Source organism: Oceanobacillus damuensis (genome assembly GCF_001618145.1).
Classification (GTDB): Bacteria; Bacillota; Bacilli; order Bacillales; family Amphibacillaceae; genus Oceanobacillus; species Oceanobacillus damuensis.
Genome location: NZ_LQNF01000016.1, coordinates 20,942 through 45,836 on the forward strand (window position 1 = coordinate 20,942; position 24,895 = coordinate 45,836).

General features: G+C 40.7%; 19 protein-coding genes and 1 riboswitch. Of the genes, 7 read left to right on the forward strand and 12 right to left on the reverse strand.

What is annotated here, in order from left to right:
* Positions 1-25: 25 nt before the first annotated feature.
* The gene (locus A4245_RS11385; protein ID WP_067727973.1) at positions 26-1,654 is read right to left on the reverse strand and encodes a glutathione ABC transporter substrate-binding protein; all 1,629 of its coding nucleotides are present in this window, start codon (positions 1,652-1,654) and stop codon (positions 26-28) included.
* Between the two features lie 278 nt (positions 1,655-1,932).
* On the opposite strand from A4245_RS11385, the gene A4245_RS11390 reads away from it, so the two are divergent.
* Positions 1,933-2,721 (forward strand): serine hydrolase, encoded by a 789-nt coding sequence (locus A4245_RS11390; RefSeq protein WP_067727974.1) that lies wholly within the window; start codon positions 1,933-1,935, stop codon positions 2,719-2,721.
* Between the two features lie 40 nt (positions 2,722-2,761).
* The gene (locus A4245_RS11395; protein WP_067727975.1) at positions 2,762-4,051 is read left to right on the forward strand and encodes a hypothetical protein; all 1,290 of its coding nucleotides are present in this window, start codon (positions 2,762-2,764) and stop codon (positions 4,049-4,051) included.
* Between the two features lie 81 nt (positions 4,052-4,132).
* On the opposite strand, the gene A4245_RS11400 is transcribed toward A4245_RS11395, so the two are convergent.
* The 6 genes from A4245_RS11400 to A4245_RS11425 form a co-directional block, all read right to left on the reverse strand.
* The gene (locus A4245_RS11400; RefSeq protein WP_067727976.1) at positions 4,133-4,459 is read right to left on the reverse strand and encodes a hypothetical protein; all 327 of its coding nucleotides are present in this window, start codon (positions 4,457-4,459) and stop codon (positions 4,133-4,135) included.
* Between the two features lie 1,006 nt (positions 4,460-5,465).
* The gene (locus A4245_RS11410; RefSeq protein ID WP_067727979.1) at positions 5,466-8,651 is read right to left on the reverse strand and encodes a DEAD/DEAH box helicase; all 3,186 of its coding nucleotides are present in this window, start codon (positions 8,649-8,651) and stop codon (positions 5,466-5,468) included.
* Between the two features lie 76 nt (positions 8,652-8,727).
* Positions 8,728-9,912 (reverse strand): MFS transporter, encoded by a 1,185-nt coding sequence (locus A4245_RS11415; RefSeq protein ID WP_067727981.1) that lies wholly within the window; start codon positions 9,910-9,912, stop codon positions 8,728-8,730.
* Positions 9,913-10,436: 524 nt separating this feature from the next.
* Positions 10,437-10,532 carry a putative holin-like toxin gene (locus tag A4245_RS20125; protein WP_157087709.1) on the reverse strand — a complete coding sequence of 32 codons (96 nt, stop codon included), beginning with the start codon at positions 10,530-10,532 and terminating at the stop codon, positions 10,437-10,439.
* Between the two features lie 138 nt (positions 10,533-10,670).
* Positions 10,671-11,285, reverse strand: coding sequence for a superoxide dismutase family protein (locus A4245_RS11420; RefSeq protein WP_067727983.1), 615 nt, complete (start codon positions 11,283-11,285; stop codon positions 10,671-10,673).
* 200 nt (positions 11,286-11,485) lie between these two features.
* A complete protein-coding gene (locus tag A4245_RS11425) occupies positions 11,486-12,001 on the reverse strand; it encodes a DoxX family protein (protein ID WP_067727985.1) in 516 nt (171 codons plus the stop codon).
* Positions 12,002-13,062: 1,061 nt separating this feature from the next.
* Between A4245_RS11425 and A4245_RS11430 the strand changes: the two genes are divergently transcribed.
* The 3 genes from A4245_RS11430 (at position 13,063) to A4245_RS11440 (ending at position 16,351) form a co-directional block, all read left to right on the forward strand.
* Positions 13,063-13,995 (forward strand): ABC transporter ATP-binding protein, encoded by a 933-nt coding sequence (locus A4245_RS11430; RefSeq protein ID WP_067727988.1) that lies wholly within the window; start codon positions 13,063-13,065, stop codon positions 13,993-13,995.
* Entirely contained in the window at positions 13,988-15,217 is a 1,230-nt protein-coding gene (locus A4245_RS11435; RefSeq protein WP_067727989.1) for an ABC transporter permease, read from the forward strand. The genes A4245_RS11430 and A4245_RS11435 overlap by 8 nt, the downstream gene beginning before the upstream one ends.
* Before the next feature lie 603 nt (positions 15,218-15,820).
* Positions 15,821-16,351: a flavodoxin family protein gene (locus A4245_RS11440; protein WP_067727990.1), complete on the forward strand. Its 531-nt coding sequence runs from the start codon at positions 15,821-15,823 to the stop codon at positions 16,349-16,351.
* A gap of 229 nt (positions 16,352-16,580) precedes the next feature.
* On the opposite strand, the gene A4245_RS20130 is transcribed toward A4245_RS11440, so the two are convergent.
* The gene (locus tag A4245_RS20130; RefSeq protein WP_157087710.1) at positions 16,581-16,739 is read right to left on the reverse strand and encodes a hypothetical protein; all 159 of its coding nucleotides are present in this window, start codon (positions 16,737-16,739) and stop codon (positions 16,581-16,583) included.
* Between the two features lie 333 nt (positions 16,740-17,072).
* Between A4245_RS20130 and A4245_RS11445 the strand changes: the two genes are divergently transcribed.
* Positions 17,073-18,203 carry an N-acetylmuramoyl-L-alanine amidase family protein gene (locus A4245_RS11445; RefSeq protein ID WP_067727991.1) on the forward strand — a complete coding sequence of 377 codons (1,131 nt, stop codon included), beginning with the start codon at positions 17,073-17,075 and terminating at the stop codon, positions 18,201-18,203.
* Positions 18,204-18,265: 62 nt separating this feature from the next.
* Here the strand turns inward: A4245_RS11445 and A4245_RS11450 are convergent, their stop codons facing one another.
* A complete protein-coding gene (locus A4245_RS11450; RefSeq protein ID WP_067727992.1) occupies positions 18,266-18,667 on the reverse strand; it encodes a class I SAM-dependent methyltransferase in 402 nt (133 codons plus the stop codon).
* A gap of 243 nt (positions 18,668-18,910) precedes the next feature.
* Here A4245_RS11450 and A4245_RS11455 point away from each other — a divergent pair, with 243 nt between their 5' ends.
* The gene (locus A4245_RS11455) at positions 18,911-20,176 is read left to right on the forward strand and encodes a hypothetical protein (RefSeq protein WP_157087711.1); all 1,266 of its coding nucleotides are present in this window, start codon (positions 18,911-18,913) and stop codon (positions 20,174-20,176) included.
* A gap of 294 nt (positions 20,177-20,470) precedes the next feature.
* Here A4245_RS11455 and A4245_RS11460 read toward each other — a convergent pair whose 3' ends face one another.
* Genes A4245_RS11460 through A4245_RS11470 form a run of 3 tightly spaced genes read right to left on the reverse strand, consistent with a single transcriptional unit; the run spans position 20,471 to position 24,160 of the window.
* Entirely contained in the window at positions 20,471-21,514 is a 1,044-nt protein-coding gene (locus tag A4245_RS11460; RefSeq protein WP_067727994.1) for a ribonucleotide-diphosphate reductase subunit beta, read from the reverse strand.
* Positions 21,495-21,941, reverse strand: coding sequence for a flavodoxin (locus A4245_RS11465; protein ID WP_067727995.1), 447 nt, complete (start codon positions 21,939-21,941; stop codon positions 21,495-21,497). The genes A4245_RS11460 and A4245_RS11465 overlap by 20 nt, the downstream gene beginning before the upstream one ends.
* Positions 21,926-24,160, reverse strand: coding sequence for a ribonucleoside-diphosphate reductase subunit alpha (locus A4245_RS11470; RefSeq protein WP_067727996.1), 2,235 nt, complete (start codon positions 24,158-24,160; stop codon positions 21,926-21,928). The genes A4245_RS11465 and A4245_RS11470 overlap by 16 nt, the downstream gene beginning before the upstream one ends.
* Positions 24,161-24,282: 122 nt before the next feature.
* A riboswitch (cobalamin riboswitch) is annotated at positions 24,283-24,480 on the reverse strand.
* Positions 24,481-24,895 lie beyond the last annotated feature (415 nt).

Consider the following 24,895-nt stretch of genomic DNA (forward strand, 5'->3'; position numbering starts at 1 on the left):
ATTCTGAGCTTATTCCTATTCACGTTTATTGTTCGATATAAACTTCCTGCAATTGAAGGATACCCGTTGGAAGTTGGGTTAGTCCCTTAACTGAATCACTTACACCCAATATATAATCCTGGTGATGAACATAAAGCATCGGTGCGATATCTACAAGCATTTCCTGAATCTCACTGTATAATTCAAGACGTGTATCTGGATCTGGCTCCTGACGTGCTTGATCTAGCAAAGCATCTAACTCAGGGTCTGCAGTAAATGTGCGGTTACCTGGTTCTCCGATGTTATCAGAGTGAAGTAATGCATACAATCCATAGTCCGCATCCCCAGTAACAGTTGACCAGCCAAGGATAAACATTTCGTGCTCTCCATTTGCAGTCTGCTCCAGGTAAGCACCCCATTCTACAACTTCAATTTCAATATCAATTCCGAATTCTTCAAGCTGTGCCTGAATGTTAGTTGCTGTATCAATTCGTTCCTGATTATCATTTGTCCATAGAGTAGTAGAGAATCCATCTTCATATCCTGCTTCTGCCAATAGTTCTCTTGCAGCATCCGGGTCATACTCAAGTCCGGACACATTCTCATCATACCCGAAAACATCCGGTGCCAATGGTCCTGCAGCCGGGGTTCCGATACCGTCATAAATACCGTTGATAATTTGTTCTCTGTCTATTGCCATATTGATTGCCTGACGGACAAGCGGATCATCGAATGGCTCTTTTTCCATATTGAATCCAATATAAGACAATCCAACACTACCTTGCTGTGCTACACTTGCACCATCCATCGCTTCCACCTGTGCAACGTCATTCGGGCTGATTGGATTGGCGATATGTGATTCCCCTGTGTCCAGTTCAGCAACACGGGTCAACCCCTCACTTACAACTTTAAATGTAACAGAGTCAAGCTTTGCAGGCTCACCCCAGTAATCTTCGTTTTTAACGAGTGTAATATCAGTTCCAGCGTTCCACTCCTCAAACTTGAAGAAACCTGTACCAATTGGATTTTCATTAATTACGCTCCCTGGCTCTTCCCCTTCTTCCATTGCAGCATAGTCTGCCTTTATTTGTTCCAAGGATACCATTGCTCCACCACTATGTGCTAAGTGAGCTGGAAGTGGAGAGAAAGGAAACTCAGTAGTAAAGCGGACAGTATAGTCATCCACTATTTCGATATCCGTAACCATATCGTAAAGGAAAGCACGTGGTGATGCCACATCCGGATCCAATATACGCTCGATGTTAGCTTTAACTACCTCCGCATTAAACTCGGAACCGTCATGAAATATTACTCCTTCGCGAAGCTTGAATTCCCAAGTTGAATCGTCAACAGGTTCCCAGCTCTCAGCCAGGCTAGGCTGTACTTCCATATTTTCATCTTGCTTTATTAGTGATTCATAAATATTTGCCTGTACATCACTTGAAGGTACATCATTTGAACCGGCAGGATCCAAGGATACTGCATCAGACAGGTTGGCAATTACCAGGTTTCCACCAGTACCATCTCCACCTTCAGTTCCTTCTGTGCCTTCTGTTTCTTCAGCACTGTCATCTTCTGTTCCTGACTCGTCCGGTTCGCTCGCACAAGCAACAAGTACTACACTCAGCAGTAAACCAAAAACAAGTAATAAAAGTGACTTTTTGGAAAACTTCATATTAATCTGACCCCCATTTCTTTTGATAGCCATTAAATTATGTAAAAAAGGCTACTCAATGTTTATATTAACCTATTATTCTAAAAATTACAATCAAATTGTATTCTCCTTCTTCACTGAATATTTTTTCATAGATTGGAAATGTAATCGGTTTTATTGTCACTAAGGAGGGAGGATTAGACAGAAATTTAAAGTGATTTCTTGACAATATTAAGAAAATTCAATATGATAGTTGCTAATAATACTTCCATACTTGTGCCAATGAAAGGGGGAAGGAAATGAGTCTTGCAAAATTGGAATCTGCCTTGCTTTCGTTAATAAACGATGATAGAGAAAACTTCTCCATAGCCGTACATACCGATGAAGGTAATATTAACATAAATGCCGATAAACCAAGACAATCCGCTAGTCTCGCTAAATTATTCATTTTGGCTAAAGTGTACGAGCAGGTGGAGACCGGTTCCCTTTTATTAGACAAACTCGTTTACATTGATTCCAAGAAAATGGTCGGTGGATCAGGAGTCATCAGCTATTTAACGAACTGCCATGTATACAGTTATCAGAATCTGGTTGAACTGATGACGATTGTGTCCGACAATACTGCCTCCAACATTTTACTGGAAACAATTGGCGCGGAACAGACAAATCAATTTGCAAGAAAGCTCGGTTGCAGCAATACGAACCTTGGAAGAAATTTCATGGATCAGGTCTCTCGAATGGACGGTTTTGAAAACGTTACCACAGCCTGTGATGTATGCAACTTACTCACCCACTTTTCAAGGGAAAATGGCTTTTTTACAGAAAACAGCAGAAGGAATATAAAGAAGATACTTGGCAATCAGCAATTTAACAGTAAACTTTCCAGTTATCACCAATACGATTCAACCATTAAAATATATCATAAGACTGGTGAATTACAAGGTGTCGAACATGACGCTGCCATTATGGAAGCTAACGGCAACACGATGGAGGTCGCCGTACTGACCGAAGGCTGGAGCAATAATGGTATGGCACAGTACTATCTAGCCGAAATTGGAAGGATGTTAAGAAATTATTTAGTCAGCTGACTTTTAACAGCAAACTTTTATAAGATAGGAGTGTATTCAATTGAATACAAAAATTGCGGTATTTGGCCGACCGGAAACCATAGACCGGGTTGTTGCTTTAACTGAAGGATATGTCGAAATAGAAATCCTGCCTTTTTCATACTCTCATTCGAGGGAAGTTCCGGAATTGGTTGAAAGGGCTTTCATGTGTGATGTCTACTTATTTACAGGGTCGCTTTCCTACATTTATGCGAAAGACAAGATTAAAAGAAAGAGCCTTCCCGCGGTGCACATCGCCCATGATGAGTATATGATTCTTACTTCTTTCTACCGGTTAAGAAATATCTTCAATCAGGAGCTCGACAGGATATCGATTGATATTTTCAATGGTAAATATCTGAGGGAAGTTGCAGAGGAGCTCGGCTTTGAAGGTAAATCCATCTATTCGTATAGCTTTGGGAAAGATCCCCAGCCTGATATTGATCAAATTGCCAATTTCCATAAAAAAAATTGGGAAGAAGGTAAGATTGATAATGTTCTTACATGCTCCAGAGAAGTGGAATCCCATATGAAAGATGCCGGTATACCAGTAATCTGCATGAGCATACCCGATATAAACATCAAAAGGGCAATTGAACAGGCAAAATCCCTTACAGACCTGAAGAAAACTACTGGAACACAGCTTGTCACCGGTTATATACGGATAAAGGAATCGGAAACCGAATCAGAAGATAATCAACAGTCATATGAACAAAATCTTTATCACTTAAAAGACATTTTAGCAGGTTTTGCACAACGCACGGATTCTTTTCTTTCCCATAACAGAAACGACCAATTTGTTCTGGTGGGAACGAAAAAGCTGCTCGATCACCTGCAGAACCATTATCGTGACTTCCCTCTCATGAGAGAGATTGGATCAACGATAGATATGACAATTGATATGGGATTCGGACTCGGATTAACTGCCAAAGAATCGGAAGCACACGCACTGCTGGCAATGGAAAAATGCGGCAAAGACAAAAGAAGCCTCAGTTATATTGTAAATGAAAGAAAAGACATCATCGGACCAATCGGCATCAAACGGGACATCGATACATCCCGTCTGTTTCATGAACTGATTCATAAAGCCCGTTTGAATAATGAGCTATCCTATAATTTTATAGACTTCATTACGGAAAGAAATAACGAACCATTTTCATCAAATGACATTGCCAGCTATTATAAAGTTACAAAGCGAAGTGCTGAACGCACGGTGAACAAGCTGCTTTCAGGGGATGTCATTAAAGTATCGGGTGAGGAACGTCCATATTTAAAAGGAAGGCCTCGTAAATTATTTACACTGAACCAATAGCAACAAATCGAGCAATAGAGCCTAACAACGGAAATAAATAACTGCAGGAGCAGGTGGTGCATACCCTTCTCCTTCAATTATTTATTTTTCCAGCTCGAACGCATTATTTTTCATTAATATTCCGATCGCATCATTAAGGTCGTCTTCCTCTATTTGTCCTTCAATTAAATGTGTTAGAGGCGCATCACTGTCCTGTGAAGCTTCTTCCCCACCAACTTTATTGAGACCGACTGTTCCAGTTACTCCCCAGGTTGGGCCTATTGGGGCAATTGGTATATATCTTGGATTCTCATCTGTTGCGGGAATCTGATCGACAATTAAATTGGTCACCTTAAGTGTTTTTAGTGCAGAACGGGCTGATTCGGCATCATTCTCTGATTTGAAATAAGCAAGTATTTTTCTTGCCATGAAAACCAACATCCTTTCGTGCGCTATTTCTATTCTATTTTCCCCGATTTATTGCGATGCAAACAAAAGTCTCAACATTCGCACCAAGAAAATTAGCTTAAACAGTTAACTGGGTTAAACTTGGAAGGTCTCTAATAATCCCCTTGCAAACCTGATGAAAAAAGGCTATTCACAAGATATTTTTCTTTTTTATTACTGCATAGTTGATATAAAATGCGAAGTAAATTAAGTTTATTCTTGGAGATAAGTGCTCTTGCCGCCGTCCGGGATCGCTCTGGGCGGATGCGCATCCTTAGGGCACGGCCTCAGCCTCCTCGAGAAAACCACTCTGCGGGGTCTTCGGACACGTGCTATTCCCGCAGGACAAGGAACGCTTCGTCAGCATTCGCATCGCACGAAGAAAATTGGTTTGTATTTTCGAGGAGTCACCGCCCGCCGCTCACCCGGACTGGTAAAGCTGTGTATTACTAGTTTAGCTATTGCACAGGTAGTAAGTGACAGCAATCCGCTAACCAGCTCTGGGAAATACACGGAGACTTCTGCGGGAAGAGAGGCATAGGTGAGACACTGAAATGCGTTAGCATGAAGGGGCTCACCAGCCGCCCGCGAAATGCGCAGTGTATTTCCCAGAGCGGTAGCCGGAGTAACTTGCTTCCATTATCAGCTAAAGATTTAGCGTAAACAGAAGTTACGTCGCATCTTACACAAACTGCAAATAAAAAGCTGTAAAACTAAAAGAACGATGGGGATAGGTTTATCCAGAGTGCTCAGTGAAAATAGTTAATCCAAAGTCAACTTGAGCAGTGCAACTCACGCTCTCTGCCAAGGCTCACTTATCCATTTCCTTCTGTGAAAGTTGAGCAAAAATCTAATACCGGAATTGCCTGGTATGAAAGAAGGTCAAAGAGTTGTTTAACCGTTCACACGCTTGGATGTTTAAATGTTGGTTTAACGAAAAAAGGGAATCCTATCCAGAACATGAAAAAGAGACACAAATGTGCCTCTCCTACAGACTCAGCAGTTCTCTGACATCTTCTTCACTCAGACTGGAAAGCATTGTTTCACCTGGCTGAATGACCTGATCAATCAATTCCCTTTTCTTCTGCTGTAAATCATAAATTTTTTCTTCTATCGTTCCTTCTGTTACAAGTCGTATCACTTGAACCACGTTTTTCTGACCGAAACGGTGTGCCCGACCAGTAGCCTGATCTTCCACGGCGGGATTCCACCATAAGTCATATAAAATAACAGTATCTGCCCCGGTAAGATTCAAGCCGGTACCTCCAGCTTTCAGGGAGATAAGGAATATGTTGTTTTCTCCATTATTAAATCGTTCACTAAGCTCAACCCTTTCTTTGGAAGGCGTTTGCCCATGAAGATAAAAATAACCATACCCTTCTTTTTCCAAACGTTCTTTTATAATTTCATGCATGCTTGTAAACTGGGAAAAAATCAGCATACGTTTTCCACTTTCCATTGCTGTTTTCACTGTTTCCATTAATTGTTCAAGCTTGCCTGAATGTGCTTCATAATTTTCGATGAACAGAGCAGGATGACAACAGATTTGGCGCAGCCTGGTCAGACCTGCAAGGATTTTCATCCTGTTCTGGTTAAAACCATTGTCTTGGAATGATTGTGCCGCCTCCTGCTGTACCTGCCTCAAATAGCCGACATATAGATCCTTCTGCTCTTTTGTCAGCTCAGAGACATGGACCGACTCAATCTTATCAGGAAGCTCTTTCAATACATCCTTTTTCAGTCTCCTCAAGATAAACGGACGAGTAAGCATAGCTATTTTCTCATTTGATAATTGTTTAAAGCTCCGGTGGTTAGGCATTAACCCCGGTAAAACAACCTGGAAAATCGCCCACAATTCATCGATTGAGTTTTCAATTGGTGTTCCACTCAAAGCAAACCGACGTGTTGCTGTTATCTCCCGAATGGCTTTTGATGTTTTTGTGGCATAATTTTTAATATATTGTGCTTCATCCAAAATCATTGTTTGGAAAGTAATTTCCCGGTAATATTCAATATCCTGTCTCATTGTTGCATAGGAGGTGATCCAGACGTCAACATCTCCCGATTTTTCAATCAATTGATGACGTTCGTCAGGTATGCCAGTCAGAACCACTGTAGAAAGACTCGGTGCAAACTTTTCGAATTCATTTTTCCAATTATAGACGACAGACGATGGAGCGACGATTACATGCGGTCCAATTGTTTCCCCTTCTGTTTCAGATGCAATGTAAGCGATGCTTTGTAACGTTTTCCCCAGCCCCATATCATCGGCAAGGATTCCTCCCAGATGATAATTGCTCAATGACTTGAACCACTGGAATCCTGTCATTTGATAATTGCGTAATGATGCCTGAAGTGTTTCCGGCAGTTCATATACCTGATCTTCCGGTGATTTCAGATGATTCAGCAGTTGCCGAAATGACGGATCATAATTCTTTTTTGTATCGATCAGTTCATCCAGTTGGGCACCACGATACACTGGGATATGAACATTTCCATTATGCAGATCATTCTTATGGATATCCATATCATCGAAAAATCGTTTCATGGAAGAGAACTCTTCGCCTTCCAGCGATAATAGCTCCCCGCTGCCCAGCCGGTAGTACCGTTTCTTCTCGATGACTGCATTAAGAATTTCATTAATTTCCGAGTCATTTACACCGTTAATATCAAAACCAATTTCCAAAAGATTGGACGAAGATTCAAGACGCACACTTGTACTTGGTAGTGGCTCATTTTCAGCAATCATTCCGCGTATATCCTGTGTTAAGTACAATTCAACATAGTCATTCAGCAAAGGCAATACATGATAAAGGAAATCATATAGCTCTTCCTCCTCCGCTTCAATGTATAAATCCTTCCCATTGTAATGGAAATTGGCATGCTCAATCAGCTGCATAATTTGCTGTTCCTTCTCCACATCACGAATGATGATGACATCATTATTCTCTTTGCGTCCAGTGAATGGGTCTACCGTCTGATCACCGTAATGGTACTCCAATTTGCCCGTAATCCAGGCATTTTTCACTTCCAGATATAGCTTTGCACTTAATGGTACCTGGATAATCTCTGCAGTGATCGTTTCCTCTAACTCGACATTACCGATTTTCTTTAATGAAGGCATTACTTCCGATAAGAAAGTATCCGCCTGGGCTTTGCTGATTGGAAGCTCAAGGTCATTCATGCCAAATCGTGAAATTTCCTCCAATATCCGAACCTGTTCTTTGGCTGGATAATAGAATATCCCTTGATGGAACAGCATTTCATACAATTGAAAATACGTTGCTCCTTCAGCATCTCCGATTTTCAGCATCAAATCATTGCGTTCGTTTTTCGTTACAGAAAAGTTAAATGGCAATGAATCCTCCGCGATCATGACATTCTGAAAGCTTTTGTTCTTTGTCTCAACTGTAAAGTCCCTTTCGGATAGTTTTTCAATAAGCTCTTTGGCGGCAAGCGGAGGAATCGTTAAATATCTTTTATCACCACTGTTTCCCTCCAACGTAAAAGTGGAGGAATAGCTTTGGTAAATTTTTTCATTCTGTTTAATGTCAAACAGCATCTCAAAAATCTCGTAATCCTTTTGCAGGAAATAATGGGTTTCAGGATTATACGTAAATTTTTTCGTGAAATAGTGATCACGTCCAAGAAGCACATCACTTAAAAACTCCAAGGCATCCTTCACAACATAGCAATGCTTTTCACCGGTCCTTATTTCCAGCTGCAGCTTCTTATCAAAGCTCCATCTGCAGTAATACTCGACATGCATGGGAATTTTATCCGTCAAAATATTCGACGTCCCATTCTGCTGCGGAACCTGGCTTAAAGCTTGTATAAAGCTGTTTGTCAGCTGATAATTAGGTTTGACAGCTGCATTCGGTGCAGTCGATTCCATATTGACAATGCTGATCAGTGTCGCAGCTATATGCTTGCAGGAGCCAAACGTTTCAAATGCAGGGCAGTCACAATATGTTTCAATGGAACCTCTATCAAAATCCTTCATGTTAATTTCCACAAAGTAATCCTCTGAACCATGGACCGTCGCTGTCCACACAAGGTAATTTATATCATATAAAAGATCGCTCACTTTATTTTGTTTATAATAGTCCATTCCTCGCCTATAGACGATAGCTGGAAATAATTTCTGGATGTTAATATCACTTATTTTTTTCAAAATACAAGGAACCCACCTTCTAGTATCTGATTCTATTATTGTATACGAGTTTAGTTGGTTTTTGAAATAATCGAACTTATCCTTTCAGAACTTTCAGGACTAAAAAAATATATATTATTACAGCTGCAACCACCGAGCCGGCTGATGCCAGGTAAATGGCACCATAGCTGTAATAGGAAGCTATCTGGCCAAACACCACCGCACCTATACCTACTCCCAAATCAAATGAGGAGAAAAAAGTAGCGTTGGCCATGCCTTTCCGGTTGTCTGGCGCACGATCGACTGCCCATGCCTGAAGGGCCGGTTGCAACCCACCGAACCCAAGTCCAAATAAGCTTGCAGCAAGCAGTAATGTCGCCGTATTTGGCAGCCATGACAGAAGAAGCATCGATACGAAAACAAGCAATGACCCAGGCAGGAATATGTAAATATGACCTTTCCGATCATATAGTTTGCCTGCAAATGTTCTGGATAGCATTAAAAATATAGCAAAAAAGAGAAAATATAACTGGATGCCGGAAACATTCTGCTCCATTGCATGCAATGGTAAAAATGTGGCTATTCCTCCAAATGCAACCGTTATAAAAAAGAGAAGTATGGAAGGCTGTAATGCAGTCTTTTCAAATATATCCAATTTCATTGTTTGTGTTTTATGTGGTGATTCTTCGACTGCCTTGTAACGGATTTTTGAAGAGAATAACAATGCAATGAATCCAAAAGCAGCACAGATTAGAAATAGGTGCGAAAATGGAATGATGCCTGCAAGCGTCAACCCTAGAGCTGGTCCAAATGCGAGGGCAATATTGCCAGAAAGACCAAAGTAGCCCATTCCCTCTCCACGTCTTTTCGGTGGAATAAGATCGGTTGCGATGGTTCCTCCTGCTGTTGTGGAAAACCCCCATCCGATTCCTTGAAGCATGCGGATAATAATTAGAAGAACCATACTTGCCGCAAAAGCAAAAGCGCCAACGGAGAGGACAAACATACTTAGCCCTGCCATATAGACAAACCTCCGTCCTTTCGTTTCCAATGCATGACCAGCATATGGCCTGATCAGTAATGCAGAGAATGTAAAAATACCTACAATTACCCCTACCATTTGGTCACTACCGCCAAGTTCCTTAACAAATAGCGGAATCGTTGGCAATGTCATTTGGAAACCAAGGAAAACAAAGAAGTTAGCAAAGCAAATAAAAAGGAAATCACGTGTCCAGATTTTATTTTGTTTCGAGAATCCCTGTATTTTAGGCTGCTGTTCCATAAAAAGCTCCCTTTCCACTTTATTAATAGCATATTATACAGGAGTCTTTGAGCAAAGGAAATGAAACCATTGGCATTGATTGGTTATTTATTCTGATTGTTCAGGTTTGATGATATCCCATAAGTATGCGAAATTATTTTCAGAAAGAACGAAAAAACGGTGGATCGTGACGTAAACAAAGTCGGGATAAGATTATTCGGCGAACGCTCTGGAAAGACACTAAGGTTGCTAAGTGGCTTTTTACATTAGCAACATTGCATATCTAGCATGGACGTAAGTTATGCCGCACTTTCTTTATAGTAGCTAAATCTTTTTTTGCAACAGAATTTACTAAATTACCTATGATTCGGATGCATGTGCGTTTCAATATAGCTTAAATATGGTATAATTTATCTGGATATTAAATATACTAAATAGGCCCAGCTGTAACTGGGCCATCAGATAAGCGGTTCCCCTAAGCTGGAATCGGCTGCTTTCTGCTCCAGGCCTCTCCCTAAGAACTTTAGACGGCTAATAGGGATGGCCTATTTTTTATTGATCAAGGTGGTGACCAATGCGAGCAATGCAATCAGAAAAGTACCAAAACTTCCAAGCACCATCATCACTTCGTACATGCTCATAGGCATTCCCCCTTTCAGACAAAGGGTAGCCGACCCATCCCTAACAGAACATTATCTTCAATCATTATAGCATATCTAGCACATAAAACAGAACACATATTCTGTTTTTGCCTAAATTGATTCTATTTGACTACTTCATTATTCACCGATAACACCACATGCAATTCTATCTCCTGCATCGCCTGATGGCTGTGAGTTGTAATCATCTTCTTCAGAATGAATAACTAACGCTGTTCCCTCATCTGTATAGACCGTATTTTCTCCATTCTTCTCTAATGTAATCATCTCAGCAGTAACTTCTTCCTCTACCGTACCGTCTTCGGCAACTTCAATATTCGATAAGTCACCTGCATGCGGTCCATCCGGATGTTCAAAACCATGTTCGGCGTTTGTCGGGTTATAATGCCCTCCTGCAGATTCGAAATCTGGCGTTTCACACTTGCCCTCTTCATGAATATGGAAGCCTTTTGTGCCAGATGGTAGATTTTCGCCTTCCAAACGAATGTCAACTCCTGCCTCACCTTCTGTCAATGTTGCCGTAGCCACCATTTCCCCTTCACTGTTCACTAAAGAAACTAATACCTCTTCTTCAGATGTATCATTTGCTTCGTGCGCTTCTTCATCACCCGACTCACTTTCCGTTGCGGTTTGGTCCTGATTGCCTGTTTCCTGTTCTTCCTCATTTCCAGTTGCACAAGCACTTAAAAAGAACGCAGCTAATAGGATAAATAGAAATCCTCTCCAACGATTCATCTTAAAATCTCCCTTCATTGGTTTTACTATGTATGTTTCACAAACTGGCAGTATGTTAAACATTTCTGAGTGAAGTGGAGTATGACCGATTGCCCTAATAAGAAAAAATCACCTTCCTGCAGAAGCTTTCCTTATTTTTAGACTCCTTCTTTGCAAAAAAAGAGCCAATCCATTAGGATCGGCTCTTTTTAAGCAAACTATCAGGCAACAGCTACTTCTTTTTTCACTTTATCTTTAATGATTGGAGTATGGCTTTTCAAGAAAGGCAGTACCCATCTGTCTAAACCATATCTTCCAGCATTATATCCAGCTACAACAATAAATACGGTTATAGCTACCATTTGAGCATTTGTGCTTACCGTTCCACTGAATAGGAAAGCAAAGTTCATTGTGATACCCATTAGTGCTGCAAAATTTGTAAAGATTCCCAGAATAAGTGCTGCACCAACTAAAAACTCTCCCCACATTACCATGTACGTAAACACATCTGCTCCCGGTAGTGCCACTGCTTCAAGAAAACTCCCCCACCATGCCTGAACGGTTGCTTCTTCACCACTTGAGTTTGCAATCGCGCCTTGAATGAAACCACTAGCATCAAATTGTCCACCGGTTATTTTGCCGTAGCCTGCTGTCATCCATTGATATCCAATATAAATCCTTAAGAAAGCCAATCCCCCGGCAGCTACTTTGTTATTGCGAATGAAATCCATAATCATTACATCCATCTCCTTTTATATGTTTTTATTATCATGTTCAATGTTTCACAATATATTGTAAAGGTGTTCCTTGGTACATTTAAAGAATAACAGGTTTTCGTCCTCCTGCAAATATATTTGTGAATTAGTTCACAATTTAGAAACAAAGATGTGTCTATTATTTGAACATCCCTATAATCTTCCATGTGTATAGTGTAGCCATAGCTAATTTTAAATACTCAACTTTTGAAGAGCGAAGTTGACAAATAAGCCCTGTTAGAATTAGGAGTGTTGGAGACGCACTACTTAAGATGCCTTTGGATTAACGCTAGGCTATTATCGCTTTTGATATAAAATGCGAAGTAACTTGAGTTTATTCTTGGAGATAGGTGCTCTTGCCGCCGTCCGGGATCGCTCTGGGCGGATGCTTTCCGCGGGCACGGCCTCAGCCCCGAAGAGAAAACCACTCTTCAGGACTTCGGATACGTGCTTTTCCCGCAGGAGTCACCGCCCGCCGCTCACCCGGACTGGTAAATCTGTGTGTTGCTAGTTTAGCTATCGCACAGGTAGTAAGTGGTAGCAATCCTCTAACCAGCTCTGGGAAATACACGGAGACTCCTACGGGAAGAGAGGCATAGGTGAGACACTGAAATGCGTTAGCATGAAGGGGCTCACCAGCCGCCTTAGGATGCGCGCAGTGTATTTCCCAGAGCGGTCGCCGAAGCTACTTATTCCGCGTCACAGATTATATCAAATACAATTGTAATTAATTAAGTTACTTTGTAGTTTACACAAAATTCGAGTCTTATTAAGAGAACAAAAATTACGAAAACCAGCCTTTCTTTTGTCGTGTTAGGAAGGCGATTTTTAATGGCTTTCTAAGTTCAACCCAGTTAATCGTTTTAACTCATTTTATTGGTACGAAAGTTGAGTAAATACTTTTGAAAAAAAGGAAACTTTCTCTCTTTTAAATCGTATGAAAAGGAGGAATACGCGGGCCGGATTACAAGTCACTTAAATAAAGATTGGCTAATCCGTCCAGCAAGAATCACAAAGCTAAATTACGAACAGGGGAGATAGGTATGGAAACAATGGTGACTGTGGAAGGGTTGGAAAAGTCATTCAAAGACAAGAAAGCACTGAAGGGTATTTCCTTCGAAGTGCACAAAGGGGAAATCATGGCGATCCTCGGGCCCAATGGTGCTGGAAAATCAACAACTATCCGAAATATTATGGGGATTATGTATCCTGACTCGGGTTCCATTACATTTCACAATCATAATGGAACAGGTATTCCAAGAAATAAAATTGGTTATTTGCCGGAAGAAAGAGGATTGTATAAAAATGTCAAAGTAATGGATATTCTGCTTTACCTCGCAGATTTAAAGGACTATCCAATTGATAAAGCAAAGGTTCGTATTCTTGCATATTTGAAAAAATTCGACCTGGAAGGCAAGGAAAATGTCTCTGTAGAGGAGCTTTCCAAAGGAATGGGCCAGAAAGTCCAATTTATCGGTTCCATCATTCATGAACCCGAACTGCTCATTCTTGATGAACCATTTTCGGGTCTTGATCCTGTGAGCCAGGAAATATTTAAAGATGAAATTCGGAGTCTAGCCAACAAAGGAACCGCAATCTTACTTTCCTCCCATCAAATGAATCTGGTGGAAGAAATGTGTGATCGTCTGTTTATGATCCAGCAAGGTGAAAAAGTAATCTATGGAACCTTGGAGGATGTCAAAAAACAGTATGCAAACTTTAAATGTACCATTCATGGAATAAACAATATCCAGGAATTGGAGCGAATTCCTGACGTGCTGCGTGTGGAACAAAAGGATGACTCTTCTGTTTTGCATTTACATAAGGATGTGGAGCCATCGGTATGGCTGAAAAAACTGCCGGATCATCTAGCAATCAACGAATTAAAAATAAACAGAATCTCATTGCATGAAATATTCATCGATATTGCAACAGATAAAAATTTACTGAAGGAAGAAGGTGTTGTTCATGCGTAACTCCATGAAAGTCGCCAAGTGGGAAATTAAAAGGAACCTGAAGAACAAAACGTTTATCATTGGACTGTTTATAACTCCTATCCTTTTTCTTGTCTTCATGTTCATCGGCAGTATGTTTGGAGATTCTGATACGGCGGAGTCTGAGACTACAACTGTCTTTATAAATGATCAGTTAGATGTTTACCCTGCACTTCAGGAGGTCGTTGAGCAAAGTGAATTAAATTGGGAAATGCAAACGACTGAATTAAATGAGTCAGAGGTTACCGACTTGGATAAAGAGGAAAATACTGCCTATATTTTTATAGATGAAGTTGGATTGCAAAGTGGTATTATCCCAGTCTATACCAGTGATGAGATTGATCCCTATTTCATTAACCAGGTTCAGTTATTAAGTGCACCCCTTCAGGCAATTAAAATATCCCAGCTTGGGCTATCGGAAGAGGAAGCCGCAACTGTCATGCAAGGTGTGGCCTTCATTGAAACAACAGAGGAAACGGCTTCAGTTGGCGAATCTCCAGACGAAGCAGGACTCGGTAATGTCGAACGCTTAGTGCCAGGCATCTTTGCTGGAGTCATTTTGTTATCGATTGTTTTTACCGGAATGGCAATTTTTCAAAGTGCTTCCCAGGAAAAGAAAGACAAGATTGCTGAAATTATATTATCTTCGTTAACGCCTGGCGATTTGATGCAGGGAAAAATAATTGGCTATTTTGTATTGGGACTAATACAAGTTGTTGTGTTCATAGGTCTGATACTCCCATTTGTCCTTTGGAAAACCGATATTCCCATTATTGAATATCTGCTTGTACCGGAGACTGTTTTACTCGTCGGGATTGCGATTCTCAGCTATTTAATGTTCGCAGCGATATTTGTCGGAATTGGTGCAACAATGGCCGATGTTACGACAGCGGGTAATTTCCAGGGTATGGTAATGATGCTGCCATTTTTGCCTTTTATTATGATCGGACCTGTACTTAGTGATCCGAGTGGACTCGTTGCACAGATTGGTACTTACATTCCTTTTACCGCTCCAGGTGTGTTGATTATGAGGCTAACGATGCTCGAGGAATGGCCATGGATGGAAATTATCATCTCACTTGCTATCATCATCGTAAGTATTCTTATTTTCATGAAGCTGGCAGGGAAGATATTTAAAGTGGGCATTTTAATGTATGGAAAAAATGCATCTCCAGGAGAAATCTGGAAGTGGATTCGTGCTTAGTTTTTGTGAGGTCAGAAAATAGATGAGTAAGATTTCCTCGATATTTTGACATTTTCCAACAGCCTATAGATATATAACCGGCTGAATACGTTTCAAATATAATTTAAACCTATTTCCATCTAAAGTATTGTATAATATACTTATGATCAATATATAGAAGGATTCGCTTACAAAATAAGGGGGTAATGTTCATGCTTATCGCTGTGATTGCTGTTTGTATTAGTCTTTCCGTTAGCCTCATCATTGCAAGTGAGGTATGGGACTGATAATCACATTTGACTGCACAATAATAGATGGAACGTTATAATGATCGATTATTTGATTCTGATCTATATTGAATGGTGGGTGCCTCAACGGTACCCGCCATTACACATTTATTTTAACGGTTTATGATCACTCGCCTTATTAGCATCGTCAGATTTGAACCATGGTCTGTCCAATGTATGTCCCATAAGTTATATGATTGTCTTTCATCGCATAAGTCACTTAAGAAAACGTTTCTTTTTCATGTTATCGTATTATTGTTCATATAAATATATAACATTGGATTTTAATTGCCTGGTCTTGAGCACCTCTTAGCATTTACTTTCAAGGAGGATGAATATGAAGACAATCGTTTTTCACGGTTCAACCCGTGTTAATGGAAATACAGAATACTTAACATACCATGCTGTGCCTAAAGAAAAAGGAACCCATATTTATTTGCGTGACTGCAATATGATACCGATCATCGATCAGCGGCATGATGAAAATGGCTTTGATGCTGTTGAGGATCAACATAAGGACCTTATTGATCAGATGCTCTTACATGAGGCAATTGTATTTTCCACCCCCATATACTGGTACAGCATGTCTGGACCGATGAAAACGTTTATAGATCGATGGTCACAGATATTAAGGGACCCTAGTTATAAGCATTTTCGCGGGGAATTATCGAAAAAGAAAGTTTACCTTATTGCTGTCGGGGGAGATACACCAACGATTAAGGGCTTGCCACTTGTCCAGCAATTCAACTATATTTGCCAGTTTTACAATATGTCTTTTGAAGGCTATGTGATTGGCAAGGCGAGTAAACCCGGTGAAATTGTTAAGGATAAAGCTGCATTACGGGCAGCCTCCACCCTAATCAGATGAAGTTCATACATGAAAAATGGTTGTCACCGCGAAAAGATGCTATCTCCGCACTCTTTTTCATGGTGACTTACTTATTGTTCTTATAATATGTTTCATATACCCCATTCAGCACCGGCTAATGGGGTTTCTTGAATGGGAATGATCAATATGTATTAGAAGAGGAATCAATAGATAATCCATATCCTTCTATAACTGCAGCATTAAAATTTCTCAAATTTATACAGCAATGTTACCGGAAGAGACGCACCACTTGACACAAATAAACGAATGGAGCGAAAATCAGTGTTGATTTACAAGCCTTTTCTGCTGTCTGCAGCAAGTAGCTGAACATGGGGAGTTTTGCCGTAAAATCTGTAGCTTTCAATACAGCTAATTCTTTCTTCGCCAAATAAAACGATTCTCCCACGATTTTATGTTCTGTCGGATTCTGCAGATATGCTTTTATATTCTTTCAGTGCTGTGGGATCATTAGCATGTGGATAGGCAATTTTTTATAATTTTTTACTCAGTCATTTCCCCTTTTAATATTGTTATACTGCTATTCGAGGAAGTTAGCACTTTTCCCTTCTTTCTTAATGGATAAATGTGATTAAATTATCATTTTATGCTAGTCTATCAGTAGGGTTTTTCTGGAAAAACGTTTAAATAACTGTTGTTTAGGAAACTCTTAACTATTATTATTAATTTAATAGTCTAAACTTGGTAGCAGAAGGAGGAAAAAATGAAGTACTTAAAAAATTTAATCGTTGGCATCAGCTTCCTGCTCTTATTAGCTTTTGCCGTTCCAGAATCAACACAAGCCAATGATGGACAAGCCTATGAAGTGACAACAAACATTCTGAATGTGAGAAGCGAGCCAGCTTCTGACGCTGCAATCCTCGGCTATCTCAGTAAAGGTAATAAAGTGGTAGCTTTCCAGGAACAATATGGATGGGTGCAAACCTATTATGGCGGTAAAGAAGCATGGGTAGCGAAGCATTATCTTTGGCCAGCGAGTACTGGCAGCAATACAAGTGAAAGTACCCAAACATCGGATTCAGGCAATTCAATTACCGTTACAGCAAGCAGTGTTAATGTCCGTTCAGGCCCGAGCACGGATCATTCAATTATTGGTTCAACGCAATCAGGTGATACATACAACTTAGCGGAAACATCAGGTGACTGGCATAAGGTTAACTTAGCGAATGGATCTGTTGGCTGGATTGCTGCCTGGTTGACTGACTCTGCCGCCCCTAAGGTAGCCTCTGCATCTGTTGATGAAAGCAGCGAAGACAGCAGTGGAGGCAGTAGTGCTTCACAGCCGGCAGCAAATGGTTCCTTGGAAGGCTACACGATTGTTTTGGATCCCGGACATGGTGGGAAAGACCCGGGAGCAATCGCTCATGGAGGAGTTTATGAAAAAGATCTTGTTTCCTCCACAGCAACGAAAGCAGCAAAACACTTAGAGGACGCAGGAGCGAACGTTATCGTGACAAGAACAGGTGATCATTTTGTTTCACTCAATGATCGGATAGATATAAGCAATGCTTACAATACACACGCATTTATCAGTTTGCATTATGATTCTTTTCCAGTCTTATCCGTAAACGGGATAAGCACTTATTATGGAGACGGTTCCGATCGACAATTGGCGCAAAATATCCAATCCTCGCTGGCATCTTCCGTGAATCTGAATAACCGCGGTATTATGCAGGGGAACTTTCGGGTACTGCGAAATACAACAGCTCCATCTGTGCTGATTGAGCTGGGATTCTTATCCAATCAAAATGATCTGGCTGTCATCCAAACAGAAGGCTACCAAAATCAAGTCGCAAACGCCATAACAAACGGTCTCATACACTATTTTGAATAATGGTGCCTGTCACTTCCCGAATTTTGTCGATTGTTGTCGAACTGGGGAGTGACAGGTATTTTTCATTTCTTTGCATAAATCATGCTTAAGATATCAATAAATTGGTGTGTCTCCACCATATAATTTTTCTTGGTCAGCCAGTTGACCAACAAACCTCCGTCTGCATAATACTCATCCTCAATGGAGACTACCGCTTCCATATTCCCTTGATTGCGATAATTCTGTATTACCGAATTACGATGGTCCTCATCCGCAAACATCAAATCCGCGAGGCAAATTTGCCCATTCAGCCTTTGAACACGATCCATTCCCTCCAAGGCTAGCAATTTTTCCTCACCTGGTAAATGATGCAATGCATAGCTTGAAACGATTCCATCCACAGAGTTATCCATCAGAGGTAAAGCGAGAAAATGTCCTTTGCGGATTTCAATCTCGGGATGTTTTCTCTTGCAAGCAGCGAGCATCTTATCGGGTTGCCCTAGGTGTTGTATTCAATGTCTTTGCCGCTTCCTTAATATGCATGTTATTTACTCCTCTTTCTTATACTATAAACGTTCACCTGGCGTTAAGGGAAAGAGGTAACATCCCAACAGCATTCGACAAATTTCGGGCGGTGCCTGGCACTGTTCGGTTTTCGACAAAATTCGGGGAGTGCCAGGCACCTATGTTATACTGTAGGCAATTATTTTAATAAGTGGGGTTGGATGATGAAGGAAAAATTACAGGAAATTATTGATTTCACCGCTGAAAAATTTAAGCTGGAAAATTACTCTTTAAAAAGGCACCATATCTTCCGGGAAGAAACAGAGTTGCAAGAAGAATCATTTATTTTAAATATGGAGTGGATTCCTAACGATGCGGACGAGACGGTTGAAGATTACAACCCATCCGGAACAGTGAGCATTGACGTTGATCTCGAAACGAAGCTGGTAAAAAGAATCATATTTGTTGACGGGGAAAATAATACAGATGCGGATTTCCCACCTGCAGCAAATACAGAGGCTGCCATTGAATGGATTGAAGCGGAAACAGGGTTGGAGTTTGGCAGACAATTCAAGCTGGTACATGAAGAAGAAAAAGAATTATACTTTCAGGCAGCTGTGGATAATGTTGCCGTATTTCCTTCCGGGTCGATCGACTTGGAACATAATGAAGAAGGAAAACTCTCGCTATTTTCAGTTGACGGGACTTTTCCAAACGAAAATCAGCTAAACTGGGAGCCATTTGCGCTAACAGCAGAGCAAATAGATCCAATTGCAAAATCACAGACAAAATTGCTGGAAATTCCACTTGAAGATAAAGAAAAATGGGAAGCCGTTTATGGTACTTCAACCGTATTTGTTACAAATGATGGGAAACGAACGATTTCATTCGAAGAGGTTGAAAGTCCAAAATCCTTTGTATCAAAGGACGTCCTCTTGGAATGGGATGAGCCAATTGAAGAAGGATTTTCCAAACAGGAAATTGATCTTTCATTGGAAGTGACACCTGATGAAGCTTTTAAGCAGGAGAAATCCATAGATAAGGATGGATTAAGCACCGAGAAACAGCAAGCTGCTGTGAAAGCGTGCAGGGATTTTCTGCGAAGTGAATTCCCTGAAGACAGCGGTAAGTGGAAGCTGACAGGAATATGGCATGAAAGAGGATTTATCTTTGCTGAACTAAAACCATCTTCTCCAGATGCGCGTGTTATTGACAGAAAGATAAAACTCATTATTGACGATAAAAGTGATCGTGCTGTTAATTATGTGGATAACCTTGTGATTGTAGATATGTTTGATCATTTCTCAAAGGCTGACAAACCGAAGATATCTGAAGAGGAAGCATTTGAAAAACTGCGTGAGCATATCGAAATCTCACCTGTTTATGTATTTGATAAAACGCAGAACAGTTATATCTTATGCGGTAAAATTGACTGCTCCCATGGAGTGGATGCTGTTACAGGTGAAATAGTATTGCTTGATGAGATGTAACGTTGTAAACGGCATGATTTACCAGAGGTTCTGTCTCTACTAAATCATGCCGTTTTTGTTAATCTTCTGTTCCACATTGCAAAATTCGACAAATTTCGGGGAGTGACAGGCACTGGTGAGTTTTCAGATGTGAACTATGGTATCTTGTGTGTGAACTTTGGGTCCTTTTGGTCGATCTATGGCATCTTTTCTGTGAACTATGGCATTTTCACTGTGAACTATGGCATTTCACCACATTTAACCCAAAATAAGGCCCACTCCCTATATTAACTAAGGAGTGGGCTCACCATCTGCTTACAAATCGTCAAATCCATTCAAATCGCTTGTCTTTGTATACTGCCTCGATTTTTGTTCAAAGAAATCTGTCTTTGTACCGTCAAAATTATCCACATAGGCGCGGATCCATTTCATTGGGTTATCCACATCTTGTGGGTAAATTTCACTCAATCCAAGCATTCTCAGCATTTTATTGGCGCGAAATTTTATATATCCTGCCATTTCATCAAGATCAATACCTTCTACTTCTGCTAATACATAGTTGGACCATTCGATTTCCAAATCAACGGACTCCCTAAAATGGGTATAAATCCAGTCTGTTAATTCCGCCGTATTATATTCCGGATTCTCGGCAAGCGTTGCACGAAACAGTTCCGCTATAAAGCGTCCATGCTCCAGCTCATCCCGATTAATATAGCTGATCATCGTTGAGGTGCCGACCATTTTATTTTGCCGGGCCAAATTATAGAAAAAGGCAAATCCGGAATAGAAAAACATTCCTTCCAGCAATGAAGTATAAATGAGTGTCTTTAAAATGTTTTCCATCGTTGGGTTATCCACAAAATTATTATATTGCTCAATAAGATTCGCATTGCGCTTTAGCAAAATCGCATCCGTTCTGCCAAGCTGAAATGCCTCATTCTGTTCATCGAGTGCAACTACCGATGACAGCACGTAGGAATAGCTTTCATTATGAACAGCCTCCTGCTGGGCGATTACCGCCATAATGGACTGAACAGAAGGATCTGTCGCATACAACGATATCAAAAGTGCTGTTCTGGTTTGTGGTGCATCCAATGTCGACAACAGCCCTATTATTTTAAGATATGCATCTTGCTCTTCTTCAGTAAGGCTGGAAAACTGCTTGACATCACTGGACATATTCACTTCATCCGCCTGCCAGTAATTACCTACCAGCCGCTTATATATTTTATGCCAATGTGGATAAGCAATATCATTCCAGTTTAAAATTCCACTTGATTTTCCTCCAAATAGCGCAGTTGATTTATTTGGATATAATGGTTCCAATGTTTTAGCCTTTTCAAGCAAAGCTCTTGGCATGCTGCAGCACTCCTTCCACCCATGACTCAACTTTTCTTTCCTGACTTCCCCTTGGTGACTGTTCGATCTTCAAGCCGTTCCATCTACTTCGATAAAACTTCCCAAGCTTATCCACAGCTTTACAATACAGGTCATCTCCACCGAATTGGGTGTCCCCTGTTCCAAACACTGCAATATTGTCCGGTTTATAGCCTATCTCGAGCACGAAATCTTTTACCTCATCTGGGGTAGCGCCCAATTCCCATGTAAACGTCCCGATAAAAATAATATCATAGTACTCAGGATCTATCGGTGGATCGATTCCGATTCGATGGTTATCCACAAGAACATTTTCTTCCTTCAGTTTACTCTCAACAATTTCAGCGACCTCTTTCGTGTTTCCACTATAGGATAAATATGCCACGAGAGCCCTCAACTTTGACACCACTCACATTCTTCGACATCATTCGACGTTGAACGTACATAATATGTTGTCTTTAGTCCTTCGCGCCATGCCTGAAGATGAAGATCGAGCAAAACAGATGCCCGGATTGTATTTGGCACGTAGAAGTTAAAGGATATGCTTTGATCAATATGCTTCTGTCTAACGGCATTTTGTCTGACGGACCAACGTTGGTCGACAATATAGGCAGAACGGCGATAAATATCATATGTGCGATGATTAAGCTCAGGTGCCGTTATCGGAATTTTAAAATCCTTTTTCTCTTCATTGTAAAAGACATTAAATATTGGATCGATGCTGGCAGTTGAACCTGCAATCATGGCAGTTGTGGAATTTGGAGCCACTGCCATCAGATAGCCATTCCGCATACCGTGTTTTACAACTTTTGCCCATAGCTCAACCCACGAGTCACTTTGATAACCCTTTTCTTCAAAATAGGCACCAGTGCTCCATTTACTGCCTTCAAATGCTGGATAGCTGCCTTTTTCCCTGCTCAGCTCCATACTGTTTTTAATGGTAAGATAAGCAATTTTTTCATATAGTTTATCCGCATAGTCGACAGCTTCCTCTGATTCCCATTTAATGTTTTCCAGTGCAAGCAGATGGTGCCAGCCAAATGTTCCAAGGCCAATTGCACGATATTTTTTATTCGTAAGTTCCGCTTGTTTAATTGGCAGTGTATTAATATCTATCACGTTATCAAGCATCCGCACCTGAATTCGTATCAGGCGTTCCAAAACATCATCCGGTACTGCTTTCCCTAAGTTAATGGAACTTAAATTACAGACGACATAATCTCCGGACTGATACTTTTTGACAATGGTATTCTCATTCTCAATAAATTCCTCGATAAACTGTGTCGGTGACTGGTTTTGCGTAATCTCGGTACACAGATTGGAACAATAGATCATTCCATTATGCGGATTCGCATTTTGTCTGTTGACTTCATCCCGGTAAAACATAAATGGGGTTCCCGACTCAAGCTGGGACTTCATGATTCTTTTCATAATATCAATGGCAGCTATCTTCTTTTTGTTGAGCTTATCCGATTGCACACACGCTTCATATTTCCGACGCCACTCACCATTACCTTTTTCTTCATCATAAAAATCTTCAAGAGAAAATCCCATCACCTGACGTACTTCATGTGGATCAAATAAATACCAATCCCCGCGCCTGTCCACCTGCTCCATGAACAAGTCAGGCAAGCATACTCCAGTAAATATATCATGGGCCCGCATACGATCGTCCCCGTTATTCAGCTTCAGATCAAGGAAGGATTCAATGTCCTGATGCCACACATCAAGATAAATGGCGATTGCCCCTTTTCTTGTTCCGAGCTGATCCACACTGACAGCTGTGTTATTCAACTGCTTGATCCAAGGTACAACCCCGCTGGACATCCCTTTAAATCCTTTAATTGAACTTCCTCGGGCACGGATTTTGCCCATGTAGACACCAATTCCTCCACCGTTCTTTGAAAGCTTTGCGATATCGGTGTTACTGTCATAGATTGATTGCAGGCTGTCATCCACTGTATCTATGAAGCAGCTTGATAACTGTCCATGTGTTTTTCCCGCATTTGTCAGTGTTGGAGTGGCGACTGTCATATATAGATTACTCAAGGCCCAATAAGCATCTTCCACAAGCTGTGTTCGAATGGCTCGATCTTCATCCTGCATTAAATACATGGCAATAATCATCCAGCGTTCCTGTGGAAGTTCATAGATGCCTTTATTGTGATCTGTTGCCAAATAACGTGTAGCGATTGTATAGATACCCAGATAGTTAAATAGAAAATCCCTGTCTGGCTGAATCATCCCTTCAAAGTGTTCCATTTCTTTTTTCGTATATTTGGAAATGATATTAGACGCGTAAATACCTTGATCTGTCAGTGTTTGAACGAGCTCATACAATGATCCGTAACGTTCATCCTCACTATATTTCCGATTGGCCGCAGCCTGGCGATACAATTCCCGCAAATAGATTCTCGCTGCTGCAAATGTCCATTCGGGATTAGCCTCGTCGATATTTTCCAGCGCAATTTTAATAAGGATGTCTGCTGCTTTTTCAGGTGAAGTCTCCGGTTTGATCGTTTTAATAGCTTTCTGTGCAAATTGTTGTGTATCAAGGGACAAACCTTCCGAAGCCTCGTTTATAATCTCTCTGATCATGTCCTCGTTTGTTTTTGATTCTATTATCATGATATCTGCCTCCCATTTTATATGTACGACGAAAAAGCCATCCCTCCAAATGGATGAATGGCTATAAAACGACAGAAAAAGAAATTTATCCCCATCGTTTCATCATCTCTCATCCCGGAGGTATGAAACTTCAAGCTAAGGCAGGTCTCCTGACTTGTGTTTCGTTTTACTAGAGTCCTTCCCATATTGCCTATTCAATGCGGTAATACAGTGGTTATTCTCGTTCATCCACACTTACAGTTGCGGGGACAGTCCCGGATTTACACCGGGTTCCCTTTTAAGACATATGCTAGTATGTCACCTTTTCTCATAATACAATATGTTGTGTTTTGATTATAATATAATATCAATATCTTGTATAAACAGTATCATATAAAAATAAGTAAAGCAAATATTTTCTTTGTGCTTATTCATAGAAAGCAATTTTAGTAGAATGATATTGGCAAATTGGTCTTATAGAATAAGGAATGCTGTAGATACACTGCTTTAGTATAAATTGGGATTGCCTATTAAAATCTTAGGAGTCTGGATACATCCAGACTCCTAGACTCTTAACATATTTATCGTTTTTATTTCGCATTTGATATAAAATGCGAAGTAAAATAAGTTACTTCGGCGACCGCTCGGGGAAATACACTGCGCTTTCCACGGGCGGCTGGTGAGCCCCTTCATGCTACGCATTTCAGTGTCTCACCTATGCCTTGCCTCCCGTTGGAGTCTCCGTGTATTTCCCCG

Bases quoted from the DNA above. Each gene is read 5' to 3' on its own strand.
- A4245_RS11420 (WP_067727983.1), bottom strand. From the start codon at position 11,285: ATGAATCGTTGGAGAGGATTTCTATTTATCCTATTAGCTGCGTTCTTT.
- A4245_RS11400 (WP_067727976.1), bottom strand. From the start codon at position 4,459: ATGGCAAGAAAAATACTTGCTTATTTCAAATCAGAGAATGATGCCGAA.
- A4245_RS11390 (WP_067727974.1), top strand. From the start codon at position 1,933: ATGAGTCTTGCAAAATTGGAATCTGCCTTGCTTTCGTTAATAAACGAT.
- A4245_RS11435 (WP_067727989.1), top strand. From the start codon at position 13,988: ATGCGTAACTCCATGAAAGTCGCCAAGTGGGAAATTAAAAGGAACCTG.
- A4245_RS11440 (WP_067727990.1), top strand. From the start codon at position 15,821: ATGAAGACAATCGTTTTTCACGGTTCAACCCGTGTTAATGGAAATACA.
- A4245_RS11470 (WP_067727996.1), bottom strand. From the start codon at position 24,160: ATGATAATAGAATCAAAAACAAACGAGGACATGATCAGAGAGATTATA.
- A4245_RS11460 (WP_067727994.1), bottom strand. From the start codon at position 21,514: ATGCCAAGAGCTTTGCTTGAAAAGGCTAAAACATTGGAACCATTATAT.
- A4245_RS11450 (WP_067727992.1), bottom strand. From the start codon at position 18,667: ATGCTCGCTGCTTGCAAGAGAAAACATCCCGAGATTGAAATCCGCAAA.
- A4245_RS20125 (WP_157087709.1), bottom strand. From the start codon at position 10,532: ATGAGCATGTACGAAGTGATGATGGTGCTTGGAAGTTTTGGTACTTTT.
- A4245_RS11455 (WP_157087711.1), top strand. From the start codon at position 18,911: ATGAAGGAAAAATTACAGGAAATTATTGATTTCACCGCTGAAAAATTT.
- A4245_RS11425 (WP_067727985.1), bottom strand. From the start codon at position 12,001: ATGATTATGGATTTCATTCGCAATAACAAAGTAGCTGCCGGGGGATTG.
- A4245_RS11430 (WP_067727988.1), top strand. From the start codon at position 13,063: ATGGAAACAATGGTGACTGTGGAAGGGTTGGAAAAGTCATTCAAAGAC.
- A4245_RS11415 (WP_067727981.1), bottom strand. From the start codon at position 9,912: ATGGAACAGCAGCCTAAAATACAGGGATTCTCGAAACAAAATAAAATC.
- A4245_RS11385 (WP_067727973.1), bottom strand. From the start codon at position 1,654: ATGAAGTTTTCCAAAAAGTCACTTTTATTACTTGTTTTTGGTTTACTG.
- A4245_RS11445 (WP_067727991.1), top strand. From the start codon at position 17,073: ATGAAGTACTTAAAAAATTTAATCGTTGGCATCAGCTTCCTGCTCTTA.